Raw genomic sequence first — 22,168 nt, 5'->3', positions numbered from 1 at the left:
TGCGAAAACCTCCCGGTGGGAGGTTTTGCTAATGCCTTGGCACGTCGCGTCCTCCCGTCAATGCGAGATAAAAAACGCGCCAAAGAATACCGTTATCCGTTTCATAGCTGTCAATCTATTGTGCCGCCGCGTCCTTGTCAATAGCCGGTGTCAGCGTGAGGTGGTATTCACTGGCTTCGGGTAACAAGGGCGTGGGCCGCCCATTCACCCAGTCATCGTGGCCGCTGGCAAAATAGGGGCTTAAAGGATGGCTGCTCTGACTGGAAGGCATCTGCAGTATGCCGCTGTCCTCATGGCCCGGGGCCACCACCAGACGCTGCGAGGCGCCGAAGTCATCCCGCGATACATTGGGCATAAAGCTGTCACCGGCCAGTTTGTCATCAGGCATATCGGTCAGCCAGCCCAGACCCGGGATAAAGGGGCTTAGCGGGTGCTTGATGGCAACGGCGTTAAACCGGCCCCAGTCCAGCGTTTGCCAGTTGCCGTATTGGTTATCGAGATCGGCCAGCGCCTGCTCCCAGCTTTGTTGTAGTAGCTCAGGCCAGCTGTCGTAGTCCTTTGGTAATAAATGCGGGGGCTGCTCACTGACCATGGCCCACAGGGCTGACTCCATCTGGTTGCGCACGGCACGAAAGTGAAAGGCGCTATCATGCTGCTCGGCGAGACTGTTTAACTGGCTGAAAACGGCGTTGCGGGTAAAGATGCGGAACTGGCGCACCAGCAGGTAGCCCAAATCGTTTTTCGAGGCATAACCGGACCAGTTTTCAATGGCTCTGTGTGCTGTAGGATAATCGACCAGCCAGCCTTGCTGTAACAGCAGCTCACGCCAGGGGCTTAAAAATAGGGCTTCTGAGTCCATCTGAATGGCAAAGAGATCCTGTTCGGTGAAACTGTCCTGCTCAAACAGGCGCTGCTGGATCTGCTGGGCGCGAGCGCCCAGGGCATAGCCGCCATCGCCGATCTTGTCATACGCTTTACCACCGACGACTCGCGCGTTGGCGGTCCAGAGGCGCTGCTGCTCGGGGTTGATAACTCGCGGGTAGCTCTCAGCGCTTCGATAGCCTTGCCAGCCGCTGCCGGGCTGACTCCAGTCACTGATAAACTGGCCGTCTTCGATATTGCGAATGGGCATGGCTCCGGCGATGCTCCAGCCGATATTGCCCTGGCTGTCTGCCAGCATGATGTTCTGCGCCGGGATACCGCTTCGGTTGGCGGTCTCCATGGCCTGATAGAGGTCTGTGGCCGTTTCCATATTCAGCAGATTCAGGTTGGCGCCCTGGGCGTCATGGGCTACCCAGCGGTAAGCCAGAAGGTTCCCCTCGCTGTCTTCGCCAATCACCGGGCCCCAGCGGGTTTCACGCACGGTCAGGGAGTCTGAATCCTGCCCCTTAATGGCAATAGATTCGTCGTACTCGCTAAAGCGCTCATAACCGTCTTGGGTTAGGTAACGCTCGCCGCTGTCATCCAACTTTAAGCGGATCAGATCATTCCAGTCGCCGTAGCTGTTGGTAAAGCCCCAGGCCACCTTACCGTTGGAACCCACCACCATCAGCGGGGTACCGGGCAGGGTCACACCGGTGAGTTGGTGAGCCTGTCCGTTCTGCTGCCAGTTAAACTGAGCGCGATACCAGATATTGGGCACTCGCAGACCCAGATGCATGTCGTCAGCGAGCATGCCCGATTTATAAGGGGTTAAGGCGCCGCTCACCGCCCAGTTGTTGCTGCCGGTTATGGCATCGCCACTGCTTTTATCGTTCACTGCCTGCCGCGGCGCTTCGGCGAGGTTTGGCCATCCGGTTTGTGGAATGGGATTAGCCGAACGTTTGCTGCCATCGATGGGCGCGTCCCAGCGGCTGCCGGGCGGCTGCAAGAAAGCATAGAGCTCGGGCGGTAGGATCTCGTTAAGCGCGGTCAGTGACCGCTCACGACGGCCATCGTGGTATTGCAAATCCAGGTACATGCTGTAGAGCACCAGCAGTGTATCGGTCGCTTGCCAGGGCTTTGGGGAGGCCTGTAACAGCCAGTACTCGAAGGGTTTGGTATCAAGCGCATTCAGGCCTTGGTTAACGCCCTCGCTGTAAGCCTTTACCAGCGCATGGTGAGCCTCGGGCAGGTCGGTTAGCCGCCGCTCGGCACGGGAGCGGAAACGATGCAGGCGGATCTCTCTGTCCCGTTCCAGGGCGGCTTCACCAAACAAAGCTGAGAGTTCACCGGCGGAATTACGCCGCATGAGGTCCATCTGAAAGAACCGCTCCTGACCGTGCACAAAGCCCAAAGCCCGGGCCAGATCCAGACGGTTGGCGGCAGTGAGGCTGGCCATGCCGCGACCATCTCTTTGGAGACTGACCGGCTGACTGAGACCATCCATCGCGACTTGACCGTCCAGTTGCGGCAGGCTGGCTCTGAGCAGACTATATACGGCAACAGCGGTGAGCAGTATAAGACCCAACAAGCCCCACAACAGGGCTTTGATGCGTCGGCGTGATTGAATTAACACGGATGAATCCCTTTGTTAGCCGGACAGGCGGCCAGCGCCGCCCCGACAGGGTTACTGGTTTAATAGTGTATGCAGAATACGGCGCACCTCGGCAGCCTCGAAGGGTTTGTCACAGAGTGCGTTGACGCCGGTCTGCTGGATGTTGTTCATCTGCATGCTGTTGTTGGCTTCACTGGTGACCATGATAATGGGGATATGAGCGGTGTTGGGGTTAAAACGGATAAACTCGCTCAGCTCGCGACCGTCCATCTCCGGCATATTAAAATCGGTAACCACTAAGTCATAGGTATTGTCTTTGAGCAGAGTCAGGGCATTGGCACCGTTCTCGGCTTCGTCGATTTTAGCCAGTCCCATGCCTTCCAATACGCGGCGAATATGCTTACGAGCCGTCATACTGTCGTCTACTAGCAGCACGCGTACCTCGGCGATATCGAACAGCTCCAGGTCCAACTCTTCGGCGTTGAGTAAATCCAATGTGGCATCAATGGCCCGGTGCAAATGCACGGGTTCAAAGGGTTTGGGCAGAATTGCCACGACACCCGCCTGTTTAAATTCTTCCAGCTTGGCCGGGCGGAACTCGCTGGACACCAGCATAAAGGGGATGCTCTCGGTTTCCGGATTGGACTTGATGCTATTGAGCAAATCCATGCCCGTGCCGTCTTCAAAATACATGGCGCTGACCACCAGATCGGCGCCATGCAGACTGATTTGTTTTTTGGCTTCCTCGACATTCCCCACGGGAACAACATTACCGATATCAGCTTTGTGCAGCATATTGGTAATAATCTTGCGCTGCGTATCTGAGGGTTCCAGTAGCAGAATATTCAGATCAGTTCGGGAAATATGATGCGTCATAAATAATCCTTTGAGTATTAGCCACCGGCCAGCTTGACCTGATAGCCTTTCTTTTCCAGTGCGGCCTTGATGTTATTCCGGTTATCACCCTGGATCTCGATCACACCGTCTTTTACGGTACCACCGGTGCCGCATTGTTTTTTGAGTTCTTTGCACAATTTCTTTATTTGTTCGTCAGGGTCGAGCAGACCGTCGACGATGGTCACGCCCTTGCCCTTTCGGCCTTTGGTTTCCCGACGCAAACGCACGATACCGTCGCCGCTTTTGGGCTGGCTCTTGGGTTCTTCCGGCTTGATCCGGCCCATATCGGTTGAATAAACCAGATTATTGTCGCTCATGATATAAACCTGATTACGCTGAAAAAGGCCATAGTAAACAATAGCACGCGTTTTTAACACTCTAGCTTTAGGATAGAATCACGGGCTTTCATACTCTTTGCGTAGGATCAACAATGAGCATTCAAATTCGACCGGCTACCCTGGACGATGTCTCGGCTTTGGTGGACTTTAACCAACTGATGGCCCGGGAAACCGAGGGCAAGACCCTGAACCCGGATACCCTAAGCGCTGGTGTACGCCAACTTGTAGACACGCCTGCTTTTGGTTTTTACTTAGTGGCCGAGCAAGACGATCAGATTGTTGGCAGCCTGATGGTCACCTATGAATGGAGCGACTGGCGCAATGGCCTGTTCTGGTGGATCCAGAGTGTTTATGTCAAACCGGAGAACCGCCGTCAGGGCATTTATTCAGGCTTGTACCATGAAGTTCAGCGCCTGGGTGAGCAGGCGGGTAACGTGTGTGGCTATCGCTTGTATGTCGAAAAAGAGAACACACAGGCACAGGCCACTTACGAACATTTGGGCATGGTGGAAAGCCATTACCTGATGTACGAAAGCCAATAGACTGTATTGATCTGACACAACTGAGGCGACATTAATTTTATTGAGAATTATTATCAACTGGACTATGATGCCCGCCATTAGTAGCCCATTTGATGTCGCCTTTGGAGGTGGTTGTTGATGATAAAGTCCCGCGTTTTAGCCTTTGCCTTATCGGCACTTACGGTGTTGCCCTCAGTGGCGGCCGAACAGGTCAATGTCTATTCGGCTCGTAAGGAGGCACTGATCAAGCCGGTATTGGAGCGTTTTACCGAGCAAACCGGCGTTGAGGTGAATTTGATCACCGGTAAGGCAGATACTCTGATCTCCCGTATCGCCGCAGAAGGTTCGCTGACACCAGCGGATGTGCTGATCACCACCGATGTGGGGCGCTTGTACCGGGCCAAGGAACAGAATTTGCTGCAAAGCGTTGATTCCGAGGTCCTGAAACAGCATATTCCGGCGCGTCTGCGCGGCGAGGACAACCAGTGGTTTGCCCTGACCAAACGAGCACGCACCATCATGTACGCTAAGGACAGAGTAGACCCGGCTGAGCTTTCGACCATGGAAGCGCTCACCGATGACAAGTGGCAGGGACGTATCTGCATTCGCTCGTCCAGCAATATCTACAACCAGTCTATGGTGGCGGCCATGATCGAGCAAAAAGGCGAGGCCGAGACCTTAGCCTGGGCTAAGGGACTGGTGAAAAACTTTGCCCGCCCACCCAAAGGCGGGGATCGAGACCAGATTCGCGCCGTTGCCGCCGGCCAGTGTGATATTGCCATCGCCAATACCTATTATCTTGCCGGTATGCATGTCAGCGACGATCCAGCCCAGGTCGAAGCGGCACAGAAAGTTGCGGTATTCTGGCCAAATCAGGATGAGCGCGGGGTACATGTGAACATTTCTGGCGCGGCGGTGACCCGCCACAGCAACAATGCCGACAACGCTCAAAAACTGCTGGAATTTTTGATTACGCCAGAAAGTCAGCAATGGTACGCGAGGCACAATCAGGAATACCCGGTTCGCGCGGGCGTCGAGCAAAGCGAGGTGCTTAAGCAGTTTGGTGACTTTAAAGCGGAGTCAATTCCACTGGAAGTGGTGGGTAAGCTGAACGGTGAGGCACTCACTCTGATGGACAAAGCAGGCTGGAAGTAAGCCATATTCAGTGACTGACCGAATCTTTTCGTTTAAAAATGCGCTAACCGATGGTTGGCGCATCGCCGTTTGGGTGCCAGCCTTTGTGCTGGCACTGCCCGTTCTGGTGGTGCTAAGCAGTGTGGCGGACCCTCAGTGGCAGCTGTGGCAGCACCTGACCGACACGGTGTTATCCAGTTATGTGGTTAACAGCCTGCTTCTGGCTCTGGGAGTGGGGCTTGGCACCATGACCATCGGTACAGGCCTGGCTTGGTTATGTCACCATTTTGAATTCCCGGGGCGGCGTCAGTTTGAGTGGTTATTGCTGCTGCCGATGGCGATGCCTGCCTACATTATCGCTTACAGCTACACCGGGTTCCTGGACTTTGCCGGACCAGTACAAAGCCTGCTTCGAAGTCTGTTTGACTGGCAATACGGCGACTATTACTTTCCAGAGATTCGCTCTTTGGGCGGCGCTATTGTAATGCTGACACTGGTGCTTTACCCCTATGTGTTTATGCTGGCTCGCAATGGCTTTCGTGAGCAGAGCTTAAGCCTGTACGAGGTCAGTCAGGCTTTGGGCATGGGGCCGGTAGCCACCTTTTTTAAGGTGGCGGTGCCGATGGCGCGGCCTGCCATTTTAACCGGCGTGGCGCTGGCGATGATGGAGGCGTTCGCCGACTATGGCACGGTGCAGTACTTTGGGGTCAGTACCTTTACCACCGGCATCTTCCGCACCTGGTTTGGTATGGGGAATAGCGTGGGCGCAGCACAATTAGCTGCCTTATTGACTGGCTTTGTGTTTATTCTGTTGATTCTGGAAAAGTACTCACGCCGCAAGATCCGTTATTACTATCAAGGGCATAAGCAGATTACCGCACGTCGCCAGAGGGTGCGCGGCGCTTGGGCCGGTTTCTTGTTTGCGTGCTGTGCGCTACCACTGACCCTGGGGTTTATACTGCCAGTGTTGATGCTATCGCACTGGGTGTTTTATACCGGCTTTGAGCAGTTTGATAGCGAGTTTATCGGATTGATGGGGAACAGTTTCCTGTTAGCCGGGGTCACCGCGATGGTCGTGTTGCTGCTGGCCCTGCTGTTTAGTTATGGCAAACGGCTCAGACCTAACAGCCGCATTCGCTGGCCTATCAATACTGCCTCGCTGGGCTATGCGGTACCGGGAACGGTGATCGCGGTAGGCTGCTTGTTGCCGCTCAGCTGGCTGGATCACCGTATACACGGACTGATGGCGTCCTGGTTTGGTATTCAAACCGGACTGATTTTTTCTGGCACCCTGTTTGCGCTGGTACTGGCCTACAGTATACGGTTTCTGGCGGTGTCGTTGCATCAGATCGACACTGGCCTGGAGCGTATTCGCCCGTCGATGGATCAGGCCGGTCGCAGTCTGGGCCTTTCTCCCATCGGCATTTTAAAGCGCATTCACCTGCCCATATTGCGTCCCAGTGTACTGGCGGCCTTATTGCTGGTGTTTGTGGATGTACTGAAAGAACTGCCCGCCACCTTGATTCTAAGACCCTTTAACTTTGATACGCTGGCGGTTAAGGCCTATGAACTGGCGTCCGATGAACGCCTGGCCGACGCCGCTCTGCCATCGTTGGCCATACTGGTAGTGGGCGTTTTACCGGTTATCTGGTTGTCACGCGCCATCGAAGCGACCCGAAAAGGATACCAATAATGTTGTTAGTGAACGGCATCGCTGTTGCTTATGATGCCAAGAAAGTCGTAGACGACGTCAGCTTTCGGCTGCATGCCGGGGAGATTGGCTGTTTGCTGGGGCCCTCGGGCTGTGGCAAAACCTCGGTATTAAGAGCCATCGCCGGTTTTGAGCCGGTGGCTCAGGGCAGTATTGAACTGGAAGGCCGGGTGGTGAGCGGCGTCAACGAACATATGGCTCCGGAAAAACGCCATGTGGGTATGGTATTTCAGGACTTTGCTCTGTTCCCTCATCTGACTGTGGCGGAAAACATCGGTTTTGGTTTAGGCCAGTGGTCTGCCGACAAGCGCCAGGCACGCGTTCGAGAGCTTCTGGAACTGGTGGAACTCACCGATTTTGCCGGTCGTTACAGCTATTCATTGTCCGGCGGTCAGCAGCAGCGAGTGGCACTGGCCCGCGCGCTGGCACCGAAGCCGGATGTGCTGCTGCTGGATGAGCCGTTTTCCAGTCTGGACACGGAATTGCGTGAAGGGTTGGCTCGTCAGGTGCGTCGTATTCTTCGCCACGAGGGCATTACCGCGTTACTGGTAACCCATGATCAGGCTGAAGCGTTTGCCTTGGCTGACCATATTGCGGTTATGGCTCAGGGCAGGGTGCACCAGTGGGATAATGCCCCTAACTTGTATCATCGTCCCGCCACCCGTTTTGTGGCCGAGTTTATCGGCCGGGGTGTGTTACTGCCGGCCAAGCGAAAGAGCGAGATCTGGCATTGTGAGCTGGGCGACTTTCAACCACTGACAACCGTGCAGGCCGATACTGGTTCGTGTCTGGTGCGGCCCGAGTCCGTTCAAATACAGCCAGAGGGGGTTCTCGCGGAAGTATTGGAATCGGCTTATTTGGGTACCCATCACTTGTTACAGGTGCGACTGCCCAGTGAGCATTCAATCTGGGTGGCGACGACAGGTTCAGAACACTATCAGCCCGGGCAGCACATAAGTTTGGTGCTGAGAGAGTCTTATTTGCCATTGGTCACCGACTAAAAAAGCGGCGCTAAACACTGCCGAATTGATCCACCCCAATAAATCCGAAATATTCCTGTAAATAATATTGATTCTCAATTGCCGATGTTTATAATCGAGAATTGTTTTCATTTGCACATTCATTTCAAAGAAACGGGAATTCTATGCTTACAACAAGAAAAACGGCTTTGGCGGCGATTGTTGCTTCTTTAATGCTGTCCGCCTGCGGCGGCTCTTCCAGTAATGACAATAACGATAACTCTGGCGGTGACAATGGTGGCAGCGGTAATGCTGCCCCTACGGCTATCAGCCTCGACGCTAACAGCGTTGAAGAGAATATCGCCGGTGCTGAAATCGGTACACTGACTGTCACCGACGAAGACGACGACAGCCACACCTTTAGCGTCGACGATGAGCGTTTCGTTGTGACCGGCAACACCCTGATGCTGGCAGAAGGCCAGGCGTTAAACTTTGAGAAAGCAGCGACTGTCACTCTGAATGTCACCGCCACCGACAGCGGCGATGAGAGTGTAACTGAAGAATTCAGTATCGATGTGACCGATGTGCTGGATACCTACAGCTTTACCAGCGCCTTTACTGAAGAATCCAGCGTCTCTTACTCTGGTCAGATAGCACGCTATGTGTTGCTGACGGACATCAAAACATTGATGGATACCGAGTTTGGCGCGGTAGAAGACTTTAATAACGCCGGTTATGTAGACCGTCAGGATGCACTGGATGCTCTGCTTCAGTACTTTGATAACTTCGGCGACCAGTATGATGCTATCTGGGGTGCGACCAATATTCGAATTTCCACTGATCCCGCTAAGGATCAGCAAACCCTGCTAGAGGTATCAGGCTCAAACAAAAACCTGGTCGGTAAGCTTGCGGGCAACGACGCCACTGGCCAGCATAAAGATTGGAGTACCGAGTTTGTGGGTTGGGGCGCGGCTGGTAGTACTGACCCGGAAAGTCTGGTTCGTAGCTGGTTTAATGAGTTGGCCGACAATGCCGAAAGCCAGTTGGCGGGTAATCAGCGTTTGGATCCCTTTGGTGATGTCATCAACAAGGTTCACCTGACGGATGATGGTCTTAATCTGAGCCAACTGATCCACAAGTTTCTGCTAATGGGCGTTGCTTATTCCCAGTCTGTGGATGACTATCTGGATGACGACACGGAAGGCAAAGGCCTGATGACCGACAATACCAGCCAGGATGATGGTGCTGCCTTTACCACATTGGAGCATCAGTTTGATGAAGGTTATGGCTATTTTGGTGCGGCCCGTGACTTTCTGGATTACAGCGATGAGATGATCGCCAGCCCCGGTTATATGGATACCGATGAAAGCGGCAGCATCGATCTGGAATCTGAGTTTAACTTTACCTTTGCCGGTTATGCCGCCAAGCGTGACCTGGGCTCTCAAGAGGGTGTTAAGACCGACTTCACGCAGTCCATCTTCGATGCCTTCCTGCAAGGCCGTAAGATCATTAACGACAACGCCGGTCAGGCTCTGACTACTGCACAGATGGATGATCTGAAAGTGCAGCGAGACATTATTGTTTCGGAGTGGGAAAAAGTTGTGGCGGCAAATGTGATTCACTATGCCAACTCTACGTTGTCTGACTATGAGAACATCAATACCGAGGACTTTGATTATGGTGCCTTGGCGACTCATTGGTCAGAGCTGAAAGCCTTTGCACTGGGCTTGCAGTTTAATCGCTTCAAGGCCATTTCCGATGAAGATTTTGCCAGCCTACATCAGTTGATCGGCGATAAGCCTGTTTTGACTGGCGATATGGACGCCTATCTGGCTGACATCGAAGCGGCACGCGATCTTGTTGGCACGGCCTACGGCTTCGCCGATGCGAATGTGCAGAACTGGTAATTCCGTTCATTAAAATAGAGTCAGGCCCGCCGATGCGGGCCTTTTGTGTTTCTAATTAAAGGTGCATTATGAGGTTACATCCCCTTGTTTTTGCCTGCGCTTCTGCGCTGATTGCCACAGGTTGCGGCGAGTCAAGTAGCCAGAGTCAGGGTGAGGATTTCGGCTCACCGTCGCAGCCGGTGCAAACGGATTTTGATCAGAACCAACTGCTGGAAAGCGTGGTGGATCAGGTGATCCTGCCCACCTATCAGCAGTTTCAGGCCGACTTAATCCATCAACAGGACAGTGTGGCGGCATATTGTCAGGCACTCAGTAGCAGTGGCGATACGGACACGACCCTTGACCAGGCCCGTGAGGACTGGCGTACGGTGATGAGCGACTGGCAGCAGGCCGAATTAATGCAGATTGGCCCGCTCACGGATAACAGCTCTACGTTGCGAAACCGCATCTACTCCTGGCCGAACACCAGCGCCTGCTCGGTGGATCAGGAAGTGATGCTGTCCCGGGAAGAAGGCTATGACATTAGCCTGCGAACCAACAGTCGCAGGGGGCTGGATGCATTGGAATACCTGCTGTTTAACGAAGATCTGAATCATCAGTGCACTATTGCCGGTACCGAGCCGGACGGCTGGCTCGACCTGACCGATGATCAAAAACGTCAGGCCCGCTGTGACTTCGCTGAAATCGTCGTCAGCGACTTAAAGAACAGCGCCGATGAGCTTGTCGAGCAATGGCAGGGCGAGAGCGGCTATGGTTTTCGTCTGAAAAACGCCGGTCTGCCGGACAGTATCTACGCTACTGCCCATGAGGCCGTGAATGAAGTGTCCGATGCGTTGTTTTATATCACCGAAACCACCAAGGATGCCAAGTTGGCGACACCTTTGGGCCTGTTTGCCAACGACTGCGGCGCCGAGCCTTGTGCCGACAACGTCGAGTCGCAGTACGCCAATCACTCGATAGAGAATATTCACGCCAATCTGACCGGCTTGTTACATATGCTGCAAGGCGGGATGGATGCGGAGTCTGGCATCGGCTTCGATGATTATCTTAACGATGTGGGTGATAGCGAGACCGCCGAGCGACTGCTGGGGGATCTGCAAATGGCCATCAATAATACAGAGGGTTTTGACGCCTCTCTGGCCGAAGCACTTCAGAACAACCCGGACAGTGTCGAAGCCTTGCACGGTGAGGTGAAAAAGGTCACCGACACCATGAAGTCCGACTTTATCAATAGTCTGGCCCTGGAGCTGCCGGAAACCAGTGCGGGGGATAACGACTGATGAAAAAAACATTACTAATGCGTCCTCTGAGCCTGTCTGTACTGGCGGCACTGACCTTACCGGCGTTGGCCGAAGGTGATGAAACCAGCAACATTGAGCGGGTTAGTGTGATCGGCACCGAGCAGCAACTGTCGGCCACTGCAGGCTCGGTCACGCGCCTGGACGAGCAGGCACTGGCGAAGTTTGAGTATGACGATATCGGTCGCATTCTGGCTCAGGTGCCTGGGGTAAATATCCGCAGTGAGGACGGTTATGGTCTGCGGCCGAATATCGGCTTTCGCGGTGTAACGCCGGAACGCAGTAAGAAAATCAATATTATGGAAGATGGGGTGCTGATAGGCCCGGCGCCTTACTCGGCTCCGGCAGCGTATTATTTTCCCATGACCAGCCGTATGACGGCGGTGGAAGTCACCAAAGGGCCGGGTACCATTCAGTATGGCCCCAATACTGTGGCCGGTACTCTGAATCTGGTCACCCGTCCGGTGCCACTAAGTGGCGAAGGCATGGTGGATTTGAGTCTGGGCGGTGATGGCTACGCCAAGGCCCATGCGTATTACGGCGATACTCAGGGCGATTTTGGTTATCTGCTGGAAGGCTTGAGGGTTCAGACCGATGGTTTTAAAGAGCTGGATGGCGGTGGCGATACCGGTTTTGAGAAAAACGACCTGATGTTTAAGGCCAACTGGGATCTGTCCAGTCAGTCGGTTGATCAGTTGCTGGAAGTAAAAGCCAGTTATGCCGACGAGGTGTCAGATGAAACCTATCTGGGCCTGACCGACGGCGACTTTGCCGTCAATCCCTTAAGACGCTACGCCGCTACCCAGCTGGCCGAGATGGACTGGCAGCACAGCCAGCTGCAACTGACACACCATCTGAGCTGGCAGAGTTTGGATGTCACCACCCGTGCTTATCGCCATGACTTTGAGCGCAGCTGGGAGAAGCTCAATCGCTTTACCAGTTCCCAGGGCGGCAATGTACCAAGCCTGCTTTCCGTGCTCACTGACCCAGAGCAATATTGGGACTATTACCAGGTGCTGACCGGCGAGAGAGATGCCAGCATTCAGCAGATTCTGGTGCTGGGCGATAACGCCCGGGAGTACTATTCTCAGGGCGTGCAGATGGATGGTGCCATGCCAGTGACTCTGGCCGGTGTGACCCACAACCTGGAAGCCGGCGTGCGTTTCCATCAGGATGAAATTCAGCGCAACCATACTGAGCAGAACTTCCTGATGACCGACGGTCAGATGGTCGCCACCGGTGAAAGCGTGCGTGCCACCACCACTAACCTGGAAACGACTCGTGCCTGGTCGGTGTATATTCAGGACCGGATTGAGCTTGGAGACTGGGCCTTTACACTGGGCACTCGCGGTGAAGATATCGACGGTTACTATCGCAATCGCAATCGCAAGCCGAATGCCGGCGATGACTGGCAGCGTAAGGAGCATCGCATCTGGTTGCCCTCCGCCAGCGCCTTGTATCGGGTGGATGAACAGCAGTCGGTCTTCGCCGGGGTACACAAAGGCTTTGTGCCTACCAGTCCGCTGCAGGATAAGCGCATCGAACCGGAGAAGAGTCTCAACTATGAGTTGGGCTGGCGCTACCGTAACGGCGCCTCCCAGGCCGAAGTGGTGGGCTTTTTTAATGACGTGGATAACCTGAAAGAAAGCTGCTCCTTCTCGACGGCCGCCAGCTGTGCCAGCGATGGTGATCTGGATCAGGACTTTAATGCCGGGGCGGTCGAGGTGTACGGACTGGAAGCCAGCATCAACAGCTATATGCGTGTAACCGGTGAGCTGACATTGCCCTGGTCGGTGGTTTATACCCATACCCAGTCAGAGTTTAAACAGGGCCTGGATTCGGACTTCGATCTTTGGGGTGAGGTCGACCCCGGTGATGAGGTGCCCTATTTGCCTGATAATGTGCTGACTCTGACGGTAGGCGTTGCGGCCAGTGACTGGCGGGTGACGCTGCTGGTGAATCACACCGGCGAAATGCGCGAAGCGGCCGGGCAGGGTGTGGTACTTTCCGGTAAAGTGGTGCCAAGCCATACGCTGGTGGATCTGTCGGCCAGCTATGATGTCAGCGCCAACGGCCAGCTGTATCTGAAGCTCGATAACCTGCTGGATGAGGTGGAAATTGGCAGTCGCCGTCCTTACGGTGCGCGTCCCACTAAGCCTCAGCAGGCGTTTGTGGGTTATAAGTATCACTTCTGAGGAGAAGGCGAGTGTGGGAATGGTTTCAGCAAGGTATAACCGGGCTCTCTGAGCTGCCCGGTTATCTGCTGGATGCCAATAAACGCATCTACGGGCTGTATCTGCTCGGTGCGCTGCTATTGGCCATTCCCGCCTTTTATCTCAAGTATGGTCAGTTTCGTTGGCGAGACTTTGGCCGATATCTGTTTAATCCTAAAATATGGTGGCATCAGTCGGCCAAGCTGGACTATGGCTTGTTTTTGCTTAACAAGCCGTTGAAAGCTCTGATGTTTGCGCCCTTTATTGTCACCATGGTGCCCATTGCCATGGGGTTGTCTGGGGCGCTGGAGTCGCTGTTCGGTGTTATTCCACCACTGAGCCAAAACGAAGCGGTGGTGATTGCCAGCTTCACGCTACTGCTGTTTCTGCTGGATGACTTCACTCGATTCTTATTGCATTACCTGCTGCATAAGGTGCCATTTTTATGGGACTACCATAAGGTGCATCACTCGGCGCGGGTACTAACGCCCATGACCATCTACCGCTCCCACCCGCTGGAAAGCTACCTCTATGCCTGTCGGATGGGCCTGGCACAAGGTGTGGCCGTCGGGCTGGGGTATTACTTGTTTGGTCCTGCGCTGTCCATGTTCGATGTACTGGGGGCTAACGTATTTGTGTTTGCCTTTAACGCACTGGGGTCCAACTTACGCCACTCCCATGTGTGGCTGCCCTTTGGTGATCGCATTGAAAAATGGTGGATAAGCCCGGCGCAGCACCAGGTTCATCACAGTGACAACCCGGCGCACTTCGATCGCAATCTGGGGTCGGCATTAGCCGTCTGGGATCGTCTGTTCGGTACGCTTATCAAGTCGTCTGAGGTGAAACGGGTGCGCTTTGGCGTGGGGCGTGGCGATCCCGGTCATCAGACAATGAAGCAGTTGTATTTGAAACCCTTCACAGACAACTGGCAACGCATCAAACCGCGTTTATCTAAAAAAGCCCCTGTAGCAACATCTCAGATGGATTGATCTTTGCGGCCAGCCCTTCGTAATTATCTCATCGTTGTTAACCCTCATAGAGAATAATGAAAATAGCTGTAGTTGGAGCTGGGTTCACAGGCAGCCTGGTGGCTGACTTTCTAAAGGATGCGGGCCATCAGGTAACGGTGTTCGAAAAATCCCGGGGGCGAGGCGGTCGGTTAACCCACAAACGAACGGATTGGGGTAACTTTGATATTGGGGCCTGTGAGATCCGAGCCACAGACCCACGTTTTTGTCAGTTTCTGCAACGTCTGATGCCACAGCAGCTCGTGGCGCGTTGGCAAGCCAAAGGCTTTATTTATGATGGCCAACTAGTCCCCGAATCTGCCGAACCCTGTCGGTTCGTCTTTACTCCTGGCATGAACAGTCTGTGCCGTCACTACCTGAAGCGTGTCGAACTCTGTCTCTCGGTACGTATTAAGCACATGCAAAGAACCCAATCGGGCTGGATGCTGTGGGATGAACAGGAAGGAAAATACGGTGGCTTTGATTGGGTGGTATTAACCGCCCCGTGGCCACAGACTCAGCCAATTTTGGCCGAACACCTAGGGGGGCCAGCCGTGGATGAGTTGGACTGGTTACCTTGTTGGAGCGTTGCAGTGCAACCGCAGCGACGGTTGAACACCGAAGCAGATATTATCTATCCAAAACAAGGGCCGGTTCAGTTGATGCTTAATGACAGTGCCAAGCCACGACGAGACAGAGAGGAGTCTGTCTGGGTTATCCAGTTGACTCACGAGGCGTCGGCACAGCTGCATCGGTCAGATCAGGATGAAGTGTTGTCCACTGCGGTTAACGAGCTACAGCAAGTTACAGGCGAAGCTGTGAATGTGGTGCACCATTACAAACATTTTTGGCGTTACGCTAGACTCAGTCATGAAGCTGAAGGGCCGGGAATGATTTTTAAGCCAGAGCAGTCTGTCGCCGCGCTAGGAGATTGGAGTGCCGGAGGTTCCACGCAGGCCGCGTTTCGAGCGGTCGAGCAATTTAAGCGATTCTGGTCTTAGGATCTGCTTATGAACGATGAACAAACCCCAGAAAAATACGGGAGATCTTATGGCAGCTGTTGAGAGAGTCACGCCGGAGAAGTTAGCACCACAGGAGCCGTCCGGTGGACTTTGCTCTAACTGCTCCTGTGAAGACGCACTGGACTTTGAAATCGCCATGGCCTTTCAGCCTATTGTGGATGTGGAAAGACGGGAGATTTTTTCCCATGAAGCCTTGGTGCGGGGAATTAACGGTGAAGGTGCGGGCGAAGTCTTTTCCAAAGTGAATCAGGATAACCTGTACAGCTTCGATCAGGCCTGTCGTGTGACGGCGATTCGGGAAGCCAGCAAACTGGATAAAGATGCCAGAATCAGTATCAACTTCCTGCCCAATGCCGTATATGAGCCAGAAGCCTGTCTGAAGCAGACCTTACGCGCTGCCCGAGAGTCTGGATATCCGAGAGACAATATTACCTTTGAAGTGACCGAGCATGAGAAGGTTAACAGCACTAAGATTGTTGAAATCTTCAAAACATACCAGCAACGAGGTTTCCTGACTGCCATTGATGATTTTGGCGAAGGCTACGCGGGGTTGAACCTTTTGGCTCAGTTTCAACCAGATATTCTGAAGCTGGACATGCTGTTGACCCGGGACATCCACAAGGATAAGGTCAAGCAGGCCATATTACGTGGTATCAAGATGACCGCCGATGCCTTAGACATCATGGTAGTGGCAGAGGGGGTGGAAACCAAAGAAGAGTATTTCTTTTTAAAATTTAATGGGGTTCGCTATATGCAGGGCTACTATCTGTGTAAACCTCAATTTATGCGTATGGCAGCCCCTGAAGATATTAACTGGGAGTAGCTTTGATTAAATCGTTGAAGAATTGGGTAGAGCAGCTGAAGCAGGAAGACAGTAGTGATCAAGGTCGTATCAAGACCGATATTGCTACGGCGGTGCTCTACATGGAGGTGATTCGCGCTGACAGTGAGCTGGCCGAAGACGAAACCCAGATGATGCATCAGCTGTTGGTGAAACAGTTTAATCTCTCCGATAAGCAGGCTGAACAGTTGCTGCACCGCTCTGGCGAGCATACCGATAGTGCCAACGACATGATGACCTTTACCCGGGTCCTGAACGACAGCTGTGACGCTGAGCAAAAACAGACCGTGATGGTAAACCTCTGGAAGCTCGCTCTGGCAGACGGGCAGTTGGACAAGCATGAGGAACATACCATCCGCCGTATCGCGGACTTACTCTACGTGCCCCACAGTAAGTTTATCCAATCCAAGTTGAATGCCCGAGAGCAGTCTGAGTAGAAGAGGCGCAAAGGAATCACTTTTGCGCCTTTTCTTGGTAGATTATTCACTGACCTCCGGCAGGCGGTAGGTCCAGATGCTGCCAACCAGCCCCATCAAGCCTAAGAAAGCCAGGGCAGCATGGGTGGAGAGGGCAGCAAAGCCCGCCGAGATCAGACCTACTACCAACAACAGTAGCCCGATAACGCTGTTGCTGACCGACACATAATCCGTGCGCTTAACACCATCGGCCATATCCACAATATAGGTTTGGCGGCCAATGCGCACGCCCGCGTGGGCAATACTTAAAAGCAGGTAAAGCCCGGCATAAAGGTAAATATTGCTGCTTATCTGACTTAAATCCACTGCCAATACTGCTAAGGCGGCGAGGGCGGCAAACAGACCCCCCTTAAACATCACCTTGCGGCTGGAGTCATCGGCCAGCCAGCCCCAGATGGTGGCCGATAGGCTGGTGCCTAAACTGCTGGCGATCAAGAAGGCCGCGAAGGTATGCGGCGAGGCGCTCTGATTCTGGGCCAGCAACAGCACAAAAGGTGCGGACAGGGCTGAACCCATCAGCAGCGCCCGGGCGATGACAAAGGCGCGAAAATGCGCGTCGGTTTTGAGCAGTGTGAGATTCTTCAGCGCGTCTTTAAGTGCATTATTGCCGCCCTGGGTCTCGCCTTGCTCTTCCTCAACCAGAGAAAATACCACCGCGGCAAACAACCATAATACGGCGGCTAATGCCAACAATAGGGTATAGAAGGCCAAAGTAGGGTCTTCATCGCCGCTAAAAAAGGCCAGGCCAATCACGACGGTTAACGCACCGGAGACACTGGACGCTAAGCCCGACAGTCGTCCGCGTCGCCCTTTGGGAATGGTTTTGCCTTGCACGTCTTTAATGGATACCGAGCACATACCGCGGGCCAGGCTGAATAACACCAGCAGGCCCAAAACGGCAAAACCGGCTTGATTGCCGGAGAGTGTCCATAGGCTCACCGCCATTAGCGCCACACACATGCCCTGAATCACGGAGCCTATCACCCAAAACCCTTTGCGTTTGGGGTGGCGGCGCACCCAGGCGCCAATCGCCAGCTGGGGCACCAGTGAACCGGACTCACGTATGGGGACCAGCAGTGAAATAATCCCGGGCGCAGCCCCCGCGCTGCCCAGAAGCCAGCTTAAGACGATTTTGGGCGATGCCAGAAGATCCCCCAGCTTGGTCATGATAAGGCTTGCGCAGATCAATAAGAAGTTACCCGGTACCCGCTGGCAGGCCTTGTCATCGAGATCCTTGCAGGTGCGGCCTTCGTGCTCAGCGTCAACGATCTGGTATAGCTTCTCTATCTTCATTGGCACTCCTTAAGCGTTAAAATAATCCGCCTTGTTCTACTCGGTCTGGGATATCCACCTGAAAACCGGGCGCTTGGCTCTGGTTAGCCCAGTCCCTGGCAAAGTGTTTGGCCAGCCAGGGCGCATAAGCGTTATCCGGCATATGGAAAAACATAAATGGCTGTTTTCCCGCCCTCTGCCACTGTTCAAGCTTAGTCTGCCAGCGTCGATACCACTGGGGGTTCGACGCCAACGACGGGTGGCCTACATAGCGTACCACAGGCTTATCAGCGGTGGTCACCACGTGTACCGGCACTTTAGGTTTCTTATGTTGAACCTCTTTAAGAAGTTCATTGTTGGCCCGCGCAGCAAACAGACCCTGAGTATCCATAATAATGCGATTGACCCGGTGAGAAGTCAGTAATTCATTCAACTGGCGGGCGTAGCTGACATTCTGGAAGAATTCCGGATGACGCACTTCAACGCCATAGTCAAACTCTCTTGGTAGAGCACTCAGGAAGCGATTAAGCCGGGGCAGCTGTGCAGGCGAAAATCGGGCTGGAAGCTGCAGCATCAGCAGCCCGATTTGTTCTTCCAGCAGGCCCATGCGGGTCAGAAATACATTCAGCTCGTCACTGTGCTCATCCAGATCCTGCCCATGGCTGACTTGTTGGGGAAACTTAAAACAGAAACGAAACCCGGCAGACACCGCCTGCTGCCAGCGGCGCAGCGACGACTCATCCGGCAGATGATAGAAGCTGGTGTTGCCTTCAATGCTGTTAAACACCCGGCTGTACTGCCGCAAGCTGGTTTCGCCGCTACTGCCACTGGAAAGCCAATGGCCTCGCCACTGATCGTGGTGCCACATAGGACAGCCAAAGCCGATGGAACGGTTGTCAGACAAAGGCGCATTCCCAGTTACCCATAGATTGGCTGTGAATTCTAGCAGGCCGAAAGGCGAGATAAAATCCAGCCATAGCCCCGTTCAGAAAACCCAAACAATCGGCATTTTGCCTTTTCGGTTGATCGCACAATTGTTTATACTAGGCGGCTTTATTTGACAGTATTAGCGGCGACGTTCATGGTCGCCCACAACGATAAGCAGTATAGGTAATCACAGATGCGCACAGACTATTGCGGCAATATCAGTAAAGACCACGTGGGTCAGGAAGTGACTCTTTGTGGCTGGGTCAATCGGCGTCGGGATCTTGGCGGCCTGATTTTTATCGACCTGCGTGACCGGGAAGGCATGGTGCAGGTGGTGTATGATCCAGACCTGCCTGATGTGCTGGAAATCGCCAATACCCTCAGAGCTGAATTCTGTGTGCAGGTGACCGGCAAGGTTAATGCCCGTCCAGAAAGTCAGATCAACGCCGATATGAAAACCGGCGAGATCGAGATTCTGGGGACAGACCTGAAAATCCTGAGTAAGGCCGCGCCCTTGCCACTGGATTCAAATCAGGAAAACTCCGAAGAGCAGCGCCTTAAGTATCGCTACATCGACTTGCGCCGCCCCGTGATGTCCGAACGCCTGCAGTTTCGCGCCAAGGTGACCAGCGCCGTGCGCCGTTACCTGGACGACAACGGCTTTTTGGATATCGAAACGCCCATTCTGACTAAGGCCACCCCTGAGGGCGCGCGGGATTACCTGGTACCCAGTCGCACGCACAAAGGGGAGTTCTTCGCCTTGCCACAGTCGCCCCAGCTGTTTAAGCAGCTGCTGATGATGTCGGGGTTGGATCGCTACTATCAGATCACCAAGTGCTTCCGCGATGAAGACTTGCGAGCCGATCGTCAGCCCGAGTTTACTCAGATCGATTTGGAAACCTCGTTCCTGGATGCCGATGGTGTGATGGCTATTACCGAGGACATGATCCGCACCGTATTTAAAAGCTTGCTGAATGTGGAGCTGGGCGATTTCCCGAGAATGAGCTATGCCGAAGCCATGCAGCGTTATGGCAGCGATAAGCCGGACTTGCGTAATCCGCTGGAGCTGGTGGATGTGGCCGATATCCTCAAAGACGTGGACTTTAAAGTATTCGCCGGACCGGCCAATGATCCTAAGGGACGCATTGCTGCGATTCGTGTGCCGGGCGGCGCCAGTCTGTCGCGCAAGCAGATAGACGAATACACCAAGTTTGTCGGCATCTATGGGGCCAAAGGTCTGGCCTGGGTTAAGGTGAATGACAAGGCGGCGGGACTGGATGGCTTACAATCGCCGATTCTGAAATTCCTGCCCGAAGCGGAGGTCAATGGGCTACTGGATCGCACTGGCGCCGAAACCGGCGATATCCTGCTGTTTGGTGCTGACAACTACACCGTAGTCACCGAAGCGATGGGTGCACTGCGTCTGAAACTGGGCGAGGACCTGGAGCTGTTGGAAGGCGACTGGAAGCCGCTTTGGGTCGTGGACTTCCCCATGTTCGAGGAAATCGACGGTCAGCTACATGCACTGCACCATCCCTTTACTGCGGCGCGGGATATTACCGCCGAACAACTGGAAGCAGACCCGCTCAATGCCTTGTCCAACGCCTATGATATGGTCTTGAATGGCTGTGAACTGGGTGGCGGCTCGGTGCGTATTCATGAGCCGGAAATGCAATCGGCGGTGTTCCGCATTCTGGGGATCTCGGATGAAGAAGCGCGGGTTAAATTCGGCTTCCTGCTGGATGCGCTGAAATACGGTCCACCTCCGCATGCGGGCCTGGCGTTTGGTTTGGATCGCATGGTGATGTTGATGACTGGGGCCGACTCTATTCGCGATGTCATGGCGTTCCCCAAAACCACAACGGCGGCCTGTCCGCTGACCGACGCCCCCGGCGAAGCCAATCCTGAGCAATTAAAAGAGCTGGCCATCGAGATCATCAAAAAGGCCAATGACGCTTAAACGGCCCGAATCCGTGCTGGTGGTCATTTATGACCGCCAGTATCGGGTGCTGTTGTTGAGGCGTTTGGATGACCCTGAATTCTGGCAGTCGGTAACCGGCAGCTTAGAAAGCGAAGAAACCCCATGGCAAACCGCCTACCGAGAAGTGTTGGAAGAAACTGGCATTGATATAGAGGCACTGGGGCATCGGCTGGAGGATCACCAACAGAAAAATCAGTATCCCATTCGCCCCGAGTGGCGTTATCGCTATCCCGAAGGTGTCTCCGAGAACACCGAGTATGTGTATAGCCTACAGGTAGATTCCGGGCAGCCCATCACCTTGTCCGAGCACAGTGAGTTTCGTTGGTTGAGTATTAATGAGGCGGCAGAGATGGCCTGGTCTCCCAGTAATGCAGAGGCCATTTTGTCACTGACGCAACGCCGGCATTCATTCCTTAAAGGAGGTCATGATGGCAGGGCACAGTAAATGGTCCAATATCAAACACCGTAAGGCGGCGCAGGACGCTAAGCGTGGTAAAATTTTTACCAAGCTCATCCGCGAACTGGTCAGCGCGACTCGGGAGGGTGGACCGGATGCCGATGCGAACCCCCGCCTTCGTGCTGCTATCGATAAGGCACTGTCCAATAACATGAAGCGCGATACCATCGATAACGCCATTGACCGAGGTGCCGGCAACAGCGATGGCGATGAGTTGGAGACGGTCGTTTATGAAGGTTACAGTGCCGGTGGCGCGGCAGTGATGGTGGAAGCGATGACCGATAATCGCAATCGCACCGTGATGGAGGTGCGCACTGCTTTTAATAAATGCGGTGGCAATCTGGGCACCGAGGGGTCGGTTTCTTTCATGTTTGCCAAGCGAGGGGTGATTTCCTATGGTCCAGAGGTATCCGAAGAAACGCTGATGGAAGTGGGCATCGAAGCCGGTGGCGAGGATATGCATACCTACGAGGATGGCAGCAAAGAGATATACACGGCCCCGGAGCACTTTGGTCTGGTGAAAGATGCTCTGGATAAGGCGGGTCTGGAAGCCAGTTATGCTCAGGTGACCCAGGTGCCCGATAATAAAACCGAACTGAGTAACGCCGATGCCGCAAAGTTACTCAAATTGATAGACACGCTGGAGGAGCTGGATGACAGCCAGGACGTGTATACCAATGCGTCTATCACCGATAAGCAGTATGATGCATTACAACAGTAGGAAGAGTCGA

Annotated in this window: 19 protein-coding genes; 14 read left to right on the top strand and 5 right to left on the bottom strand. The window is 54.0% G+C overall.

What is annotated here, in order from left to right; genetic code table 11:
• Positions 1 to 115: 115 nt before the first annotated feature.
• Genes HMF8227_RS09345 through yciH form a run of 3 tightly spaced genes read right to left on the bottom strand, consistent with a single transcriptional unit; the run spans position 116 to position 3,690 of the window.
• Complete coding sequence (locus HMF8227_RS09345; protein WP_109339927.1) at positions 116 to 2,497, bottom strand: penicillin acylase family protein; 2,382 nt, start codon at positions 2,495 to 2,497, stop codon at positions 116 to 118.
• Between the two features lie 51 nt (positions 2,498 to 2,548).
• On the bottom strand, positions 2,549 to 3,352 hold the full coding sequence (locus tag HMF8227_RS09340) for a response regulator (RefSeq protein ID WP_109339926.1): 804 nt from the start codon (positions 3,350 to 3,352) through the stop codon (positions 2,549 to 2,551).
• A gap of 17 nt (positions 3,353 to 3,369) precedes the next feature.
• Positions 3,370 to 3,690 carry a stress response translation initiation inhibitor YciH gene (gene yciH / locus HMF8227_RS09335; RefSeq protein WP_109341065.1) on the bottom strand — a complete coding sequence of 107 codons (321 nt, stop codon included), beginning with the start codon at positions 3,688 to 3,690 and terminating at the stop codon, positions 3,370 to 3,372.
• Between the two features lie 119 nt (positions 3,691 to 3,809).
• Here yciH and HMF8227_RS09330 point away from each other — a divergent pair, with 119 nt between their 5' ends.
• From HMF8227_RS09330 to HMF8227_RS09280, 11 genes are all read left to right on the top strand, one after another.
• On the top strand, positions 3,810 to 4,253 hold the full coding sequence (locus HMF8227_RS09330; protein WP_420820556.1) for a GNAT family N-acetyltransferase: 444 nt from the start codon (positions 3,810 to 3,812) through the stop codon (positions 4,251 to 4,253).
• A 117-nt stretch (positions 4,254 to 4,370) separates the two neighbouring features.
• Positions 4,371 to 5,387: a Fe(3+) ABC transporter substrate-binding protein gene (locus HMF8227_RS09325; RefSeq protein ID WP_109339924.1), complete on the top strand. Its 1,017-nt coding sequence runs from the start codon at positions 4,371 to 4,373 to the stop codon at positions 5,385 to 5,387.
• Positions 5,388 to 5,397: 10 nt separating this feature from the next.
• Positions 5,398 to 7,059, top strand: a complete 1,662-nt coding sequence (locus HMF8227_RS09320) for an ABC transporter permease (RefSeq protein ID WP_239421245.1) — start codon at positions 5,398 to 5,400, stop codon at positions 7,057 to 7,059.
• A complete protein-coding gene (locus tag HMF8227_RS09315; RefSeq protein ID WP_109339923.1) occupies positions 7,059 to 8,078 on the top strand; it encodes an ABC transporter ATP-binding protein in 1,020 nt (339 codons plus the stop codon). Before HMF8227_RS09320 ends, HMF8227_RS09315 begins: the two co-directional genes overlap by 1 nt.
• A 143-nt stretch (positions 8,079 to 8,221) precedes the next feature.
• Positions 8,222 to 9,943, top strand: coding sequence for a DUF4856 domain-containing protein (locus tag HMF8227_RS09310; RefSeq protein WP_109339922.1), 1,722 nt, complete (start codon positions 8,222 to 8,224; stop codon positions 9,941 to 9,943).
• 68 nt (positions 9,944 to 10,011) lie between these two features.
• Positions 10,012 to 11,223 (top strand): imelysin family protein, encoded by a 1,212-nt coding sequence (locus tag HMF8227_RS09305; RefSeq protein WP_109339921.1) that lies wholly within the window; start codon positions 10,012 to 10,014, stop codon positions 11,221 to 11,223.
• Positions 11,223 to 13,436 carry a TonB-dependent receptor family protein gene (locus tag HMF8227_RS09300; protein WP_109339920.1) on the top strand — a complete coding sequence of 738 codons (2,214 nt, stop codon included), beginning with the start codon at positions 11,223 to 11,225 and terminating at the stop codon, positions 13,434 to 13,436. Before HMF8227_RS09305 ends, HMF8227_RS09300 begins: the two co-directional genes overlap by 1 nt.
• An 11-nt stretch (positions 13,437 to 13,447) precedes the next feature.
• Positions 13,448 to 14,443: a sterol desaturase family protein gene (locus HMF8227_RS09295; protein ID WP_239421243.1), complete on the top strand. Its 996-nt coding sequence runs from the start codon at positions 13,448 to 13,450 to the stop codon at positions 14,441 to 14,443.
• Between the two features lie 56 nt (positions 14,444 to 14,499).
• Positions 14,500 to 15,462 (top strand): NAD(P)/FAD-dependent oxidoreductase, encoded by a 963-nt coding sequence (locus HMF8227_RS09290; protein WP_109339919.1) that lies wholly within the window; start codon positions 14,500 to 14,502, stop codon positions 15,460 to 15,462.
• 49 nt (positions 15,463 to 15,511) lie between these two features.
• Entirely contained in the window at positions 15,512 to 16,306 is a 795-nt protein-coding gene (locus HMF8227_RS09285; protein WP_109341062.1) for an EAL domain-containing protein, read from the top strand.
• Between the two features lie 2 nt (positions 16,307 to 16,308).
• Positions 16,309 to 16,761: a tellurite resistance TerB family protein gene (locus tag HMF8227_RS09280; protein WP_162558560.1), complete on the top strand. Its 453-nt coding sequence runs from the start codon at positions 16,309 to 16,311 to the stop codon at positions 16,759 to 16,761.
• Between the two features lie 42 nt (positions 16,762 to 16,803).
• On the opposite strand, the gene HMF8227_RS09275 is transcribed toward HMF8227_RS09280, so the two are convergent.
• Positions 16,804 to 18,093, bottom strand: coding sequence for an MFS transporter (locus HMF8227_RS09275; protein WP_109339917.1), 1,290 nt, complete (start codon positions 18,091 to 18,093; stop codon positions 16,804 to 16,806).
• Between the two features lie 16 nt (positions 18,094 to 18,109).
• Positions 18,110 to 18,976: a DUF72 domain-containing protein gene (locus HMF8227_RS09270; RefSeq protein ID WP_162558559.1), complete on the bottom strand. Its 867-nt coding sequence runs from the start codon at positions 18,974 to 18,976 to the stop codon at positions 18,110 to 18,112.
• A 216-nt stretch (positions 18,977 to 19,192) separates the two neighbouring features.
• Between HMF8227_RS09270 and aspS the strand changes: the two genes are divergently transcribed.
• The 3 genes from aspS to HMF8227_RS09255 are packed head-to-tail and all read left to right on the top strand — an operon-like array spanning position 19,193 to position 22,158.
• On the top strand, positions 19,193 to 20,959 hold the full coding sequence (gene aspS / locus HMF8227_RS09265; protein WP_109339915.1) for an aspartate--tRNA ligase: 1,767 nt from the start codon (positions 19,193 to 19,195) through the stop codon (positions 20,957 to 20,959).
• A complete protein-coding gene (gene nudB / locus HMF8227_RS09260) occupies positions 20,949 to 21,425 on the top strand; it encodes a dihydroneopterin triphosphate diphosphatase (RefSeq protein ID WP_109339914.1) in 477 nt (158 codons plus the stop codon). Before aspS ends, nudB begins: the two co-directional genes overlap by 11 nt.
• On the top strand, positions 21,409 to 22,158 hold the full coding sequence (locus HMF8227_RS09255; protein WP_109339913.1) for a YebC/PmpR family DNA-binding transcriptional regulator: 750 nt from the start codon (positions 21,409 to 21,411) through the stop codon (positions 22,156 to 22,158). Before nudB ends, HMF8227_RS09255 begins: the two co-directional genes overlap by 17 nt.
• Positions 22,159 to 22,168 lie beyond the last annotated feature (10 nt).

It is taken from the genome of Saliniradius amylolyticus, from assembly GCF_003143555.1.
GTDB lineage: Bacteria > Pseudomonadota > Gammaproteobacteria > Enterobacterales > Alteromonadaceae > Saliniradius > Saliniradius amylolyticus.
Note: the sequence above shows the minus strand (reverse complement) of the source record. Positions and strands in the feature narration are given on the sequence as shown.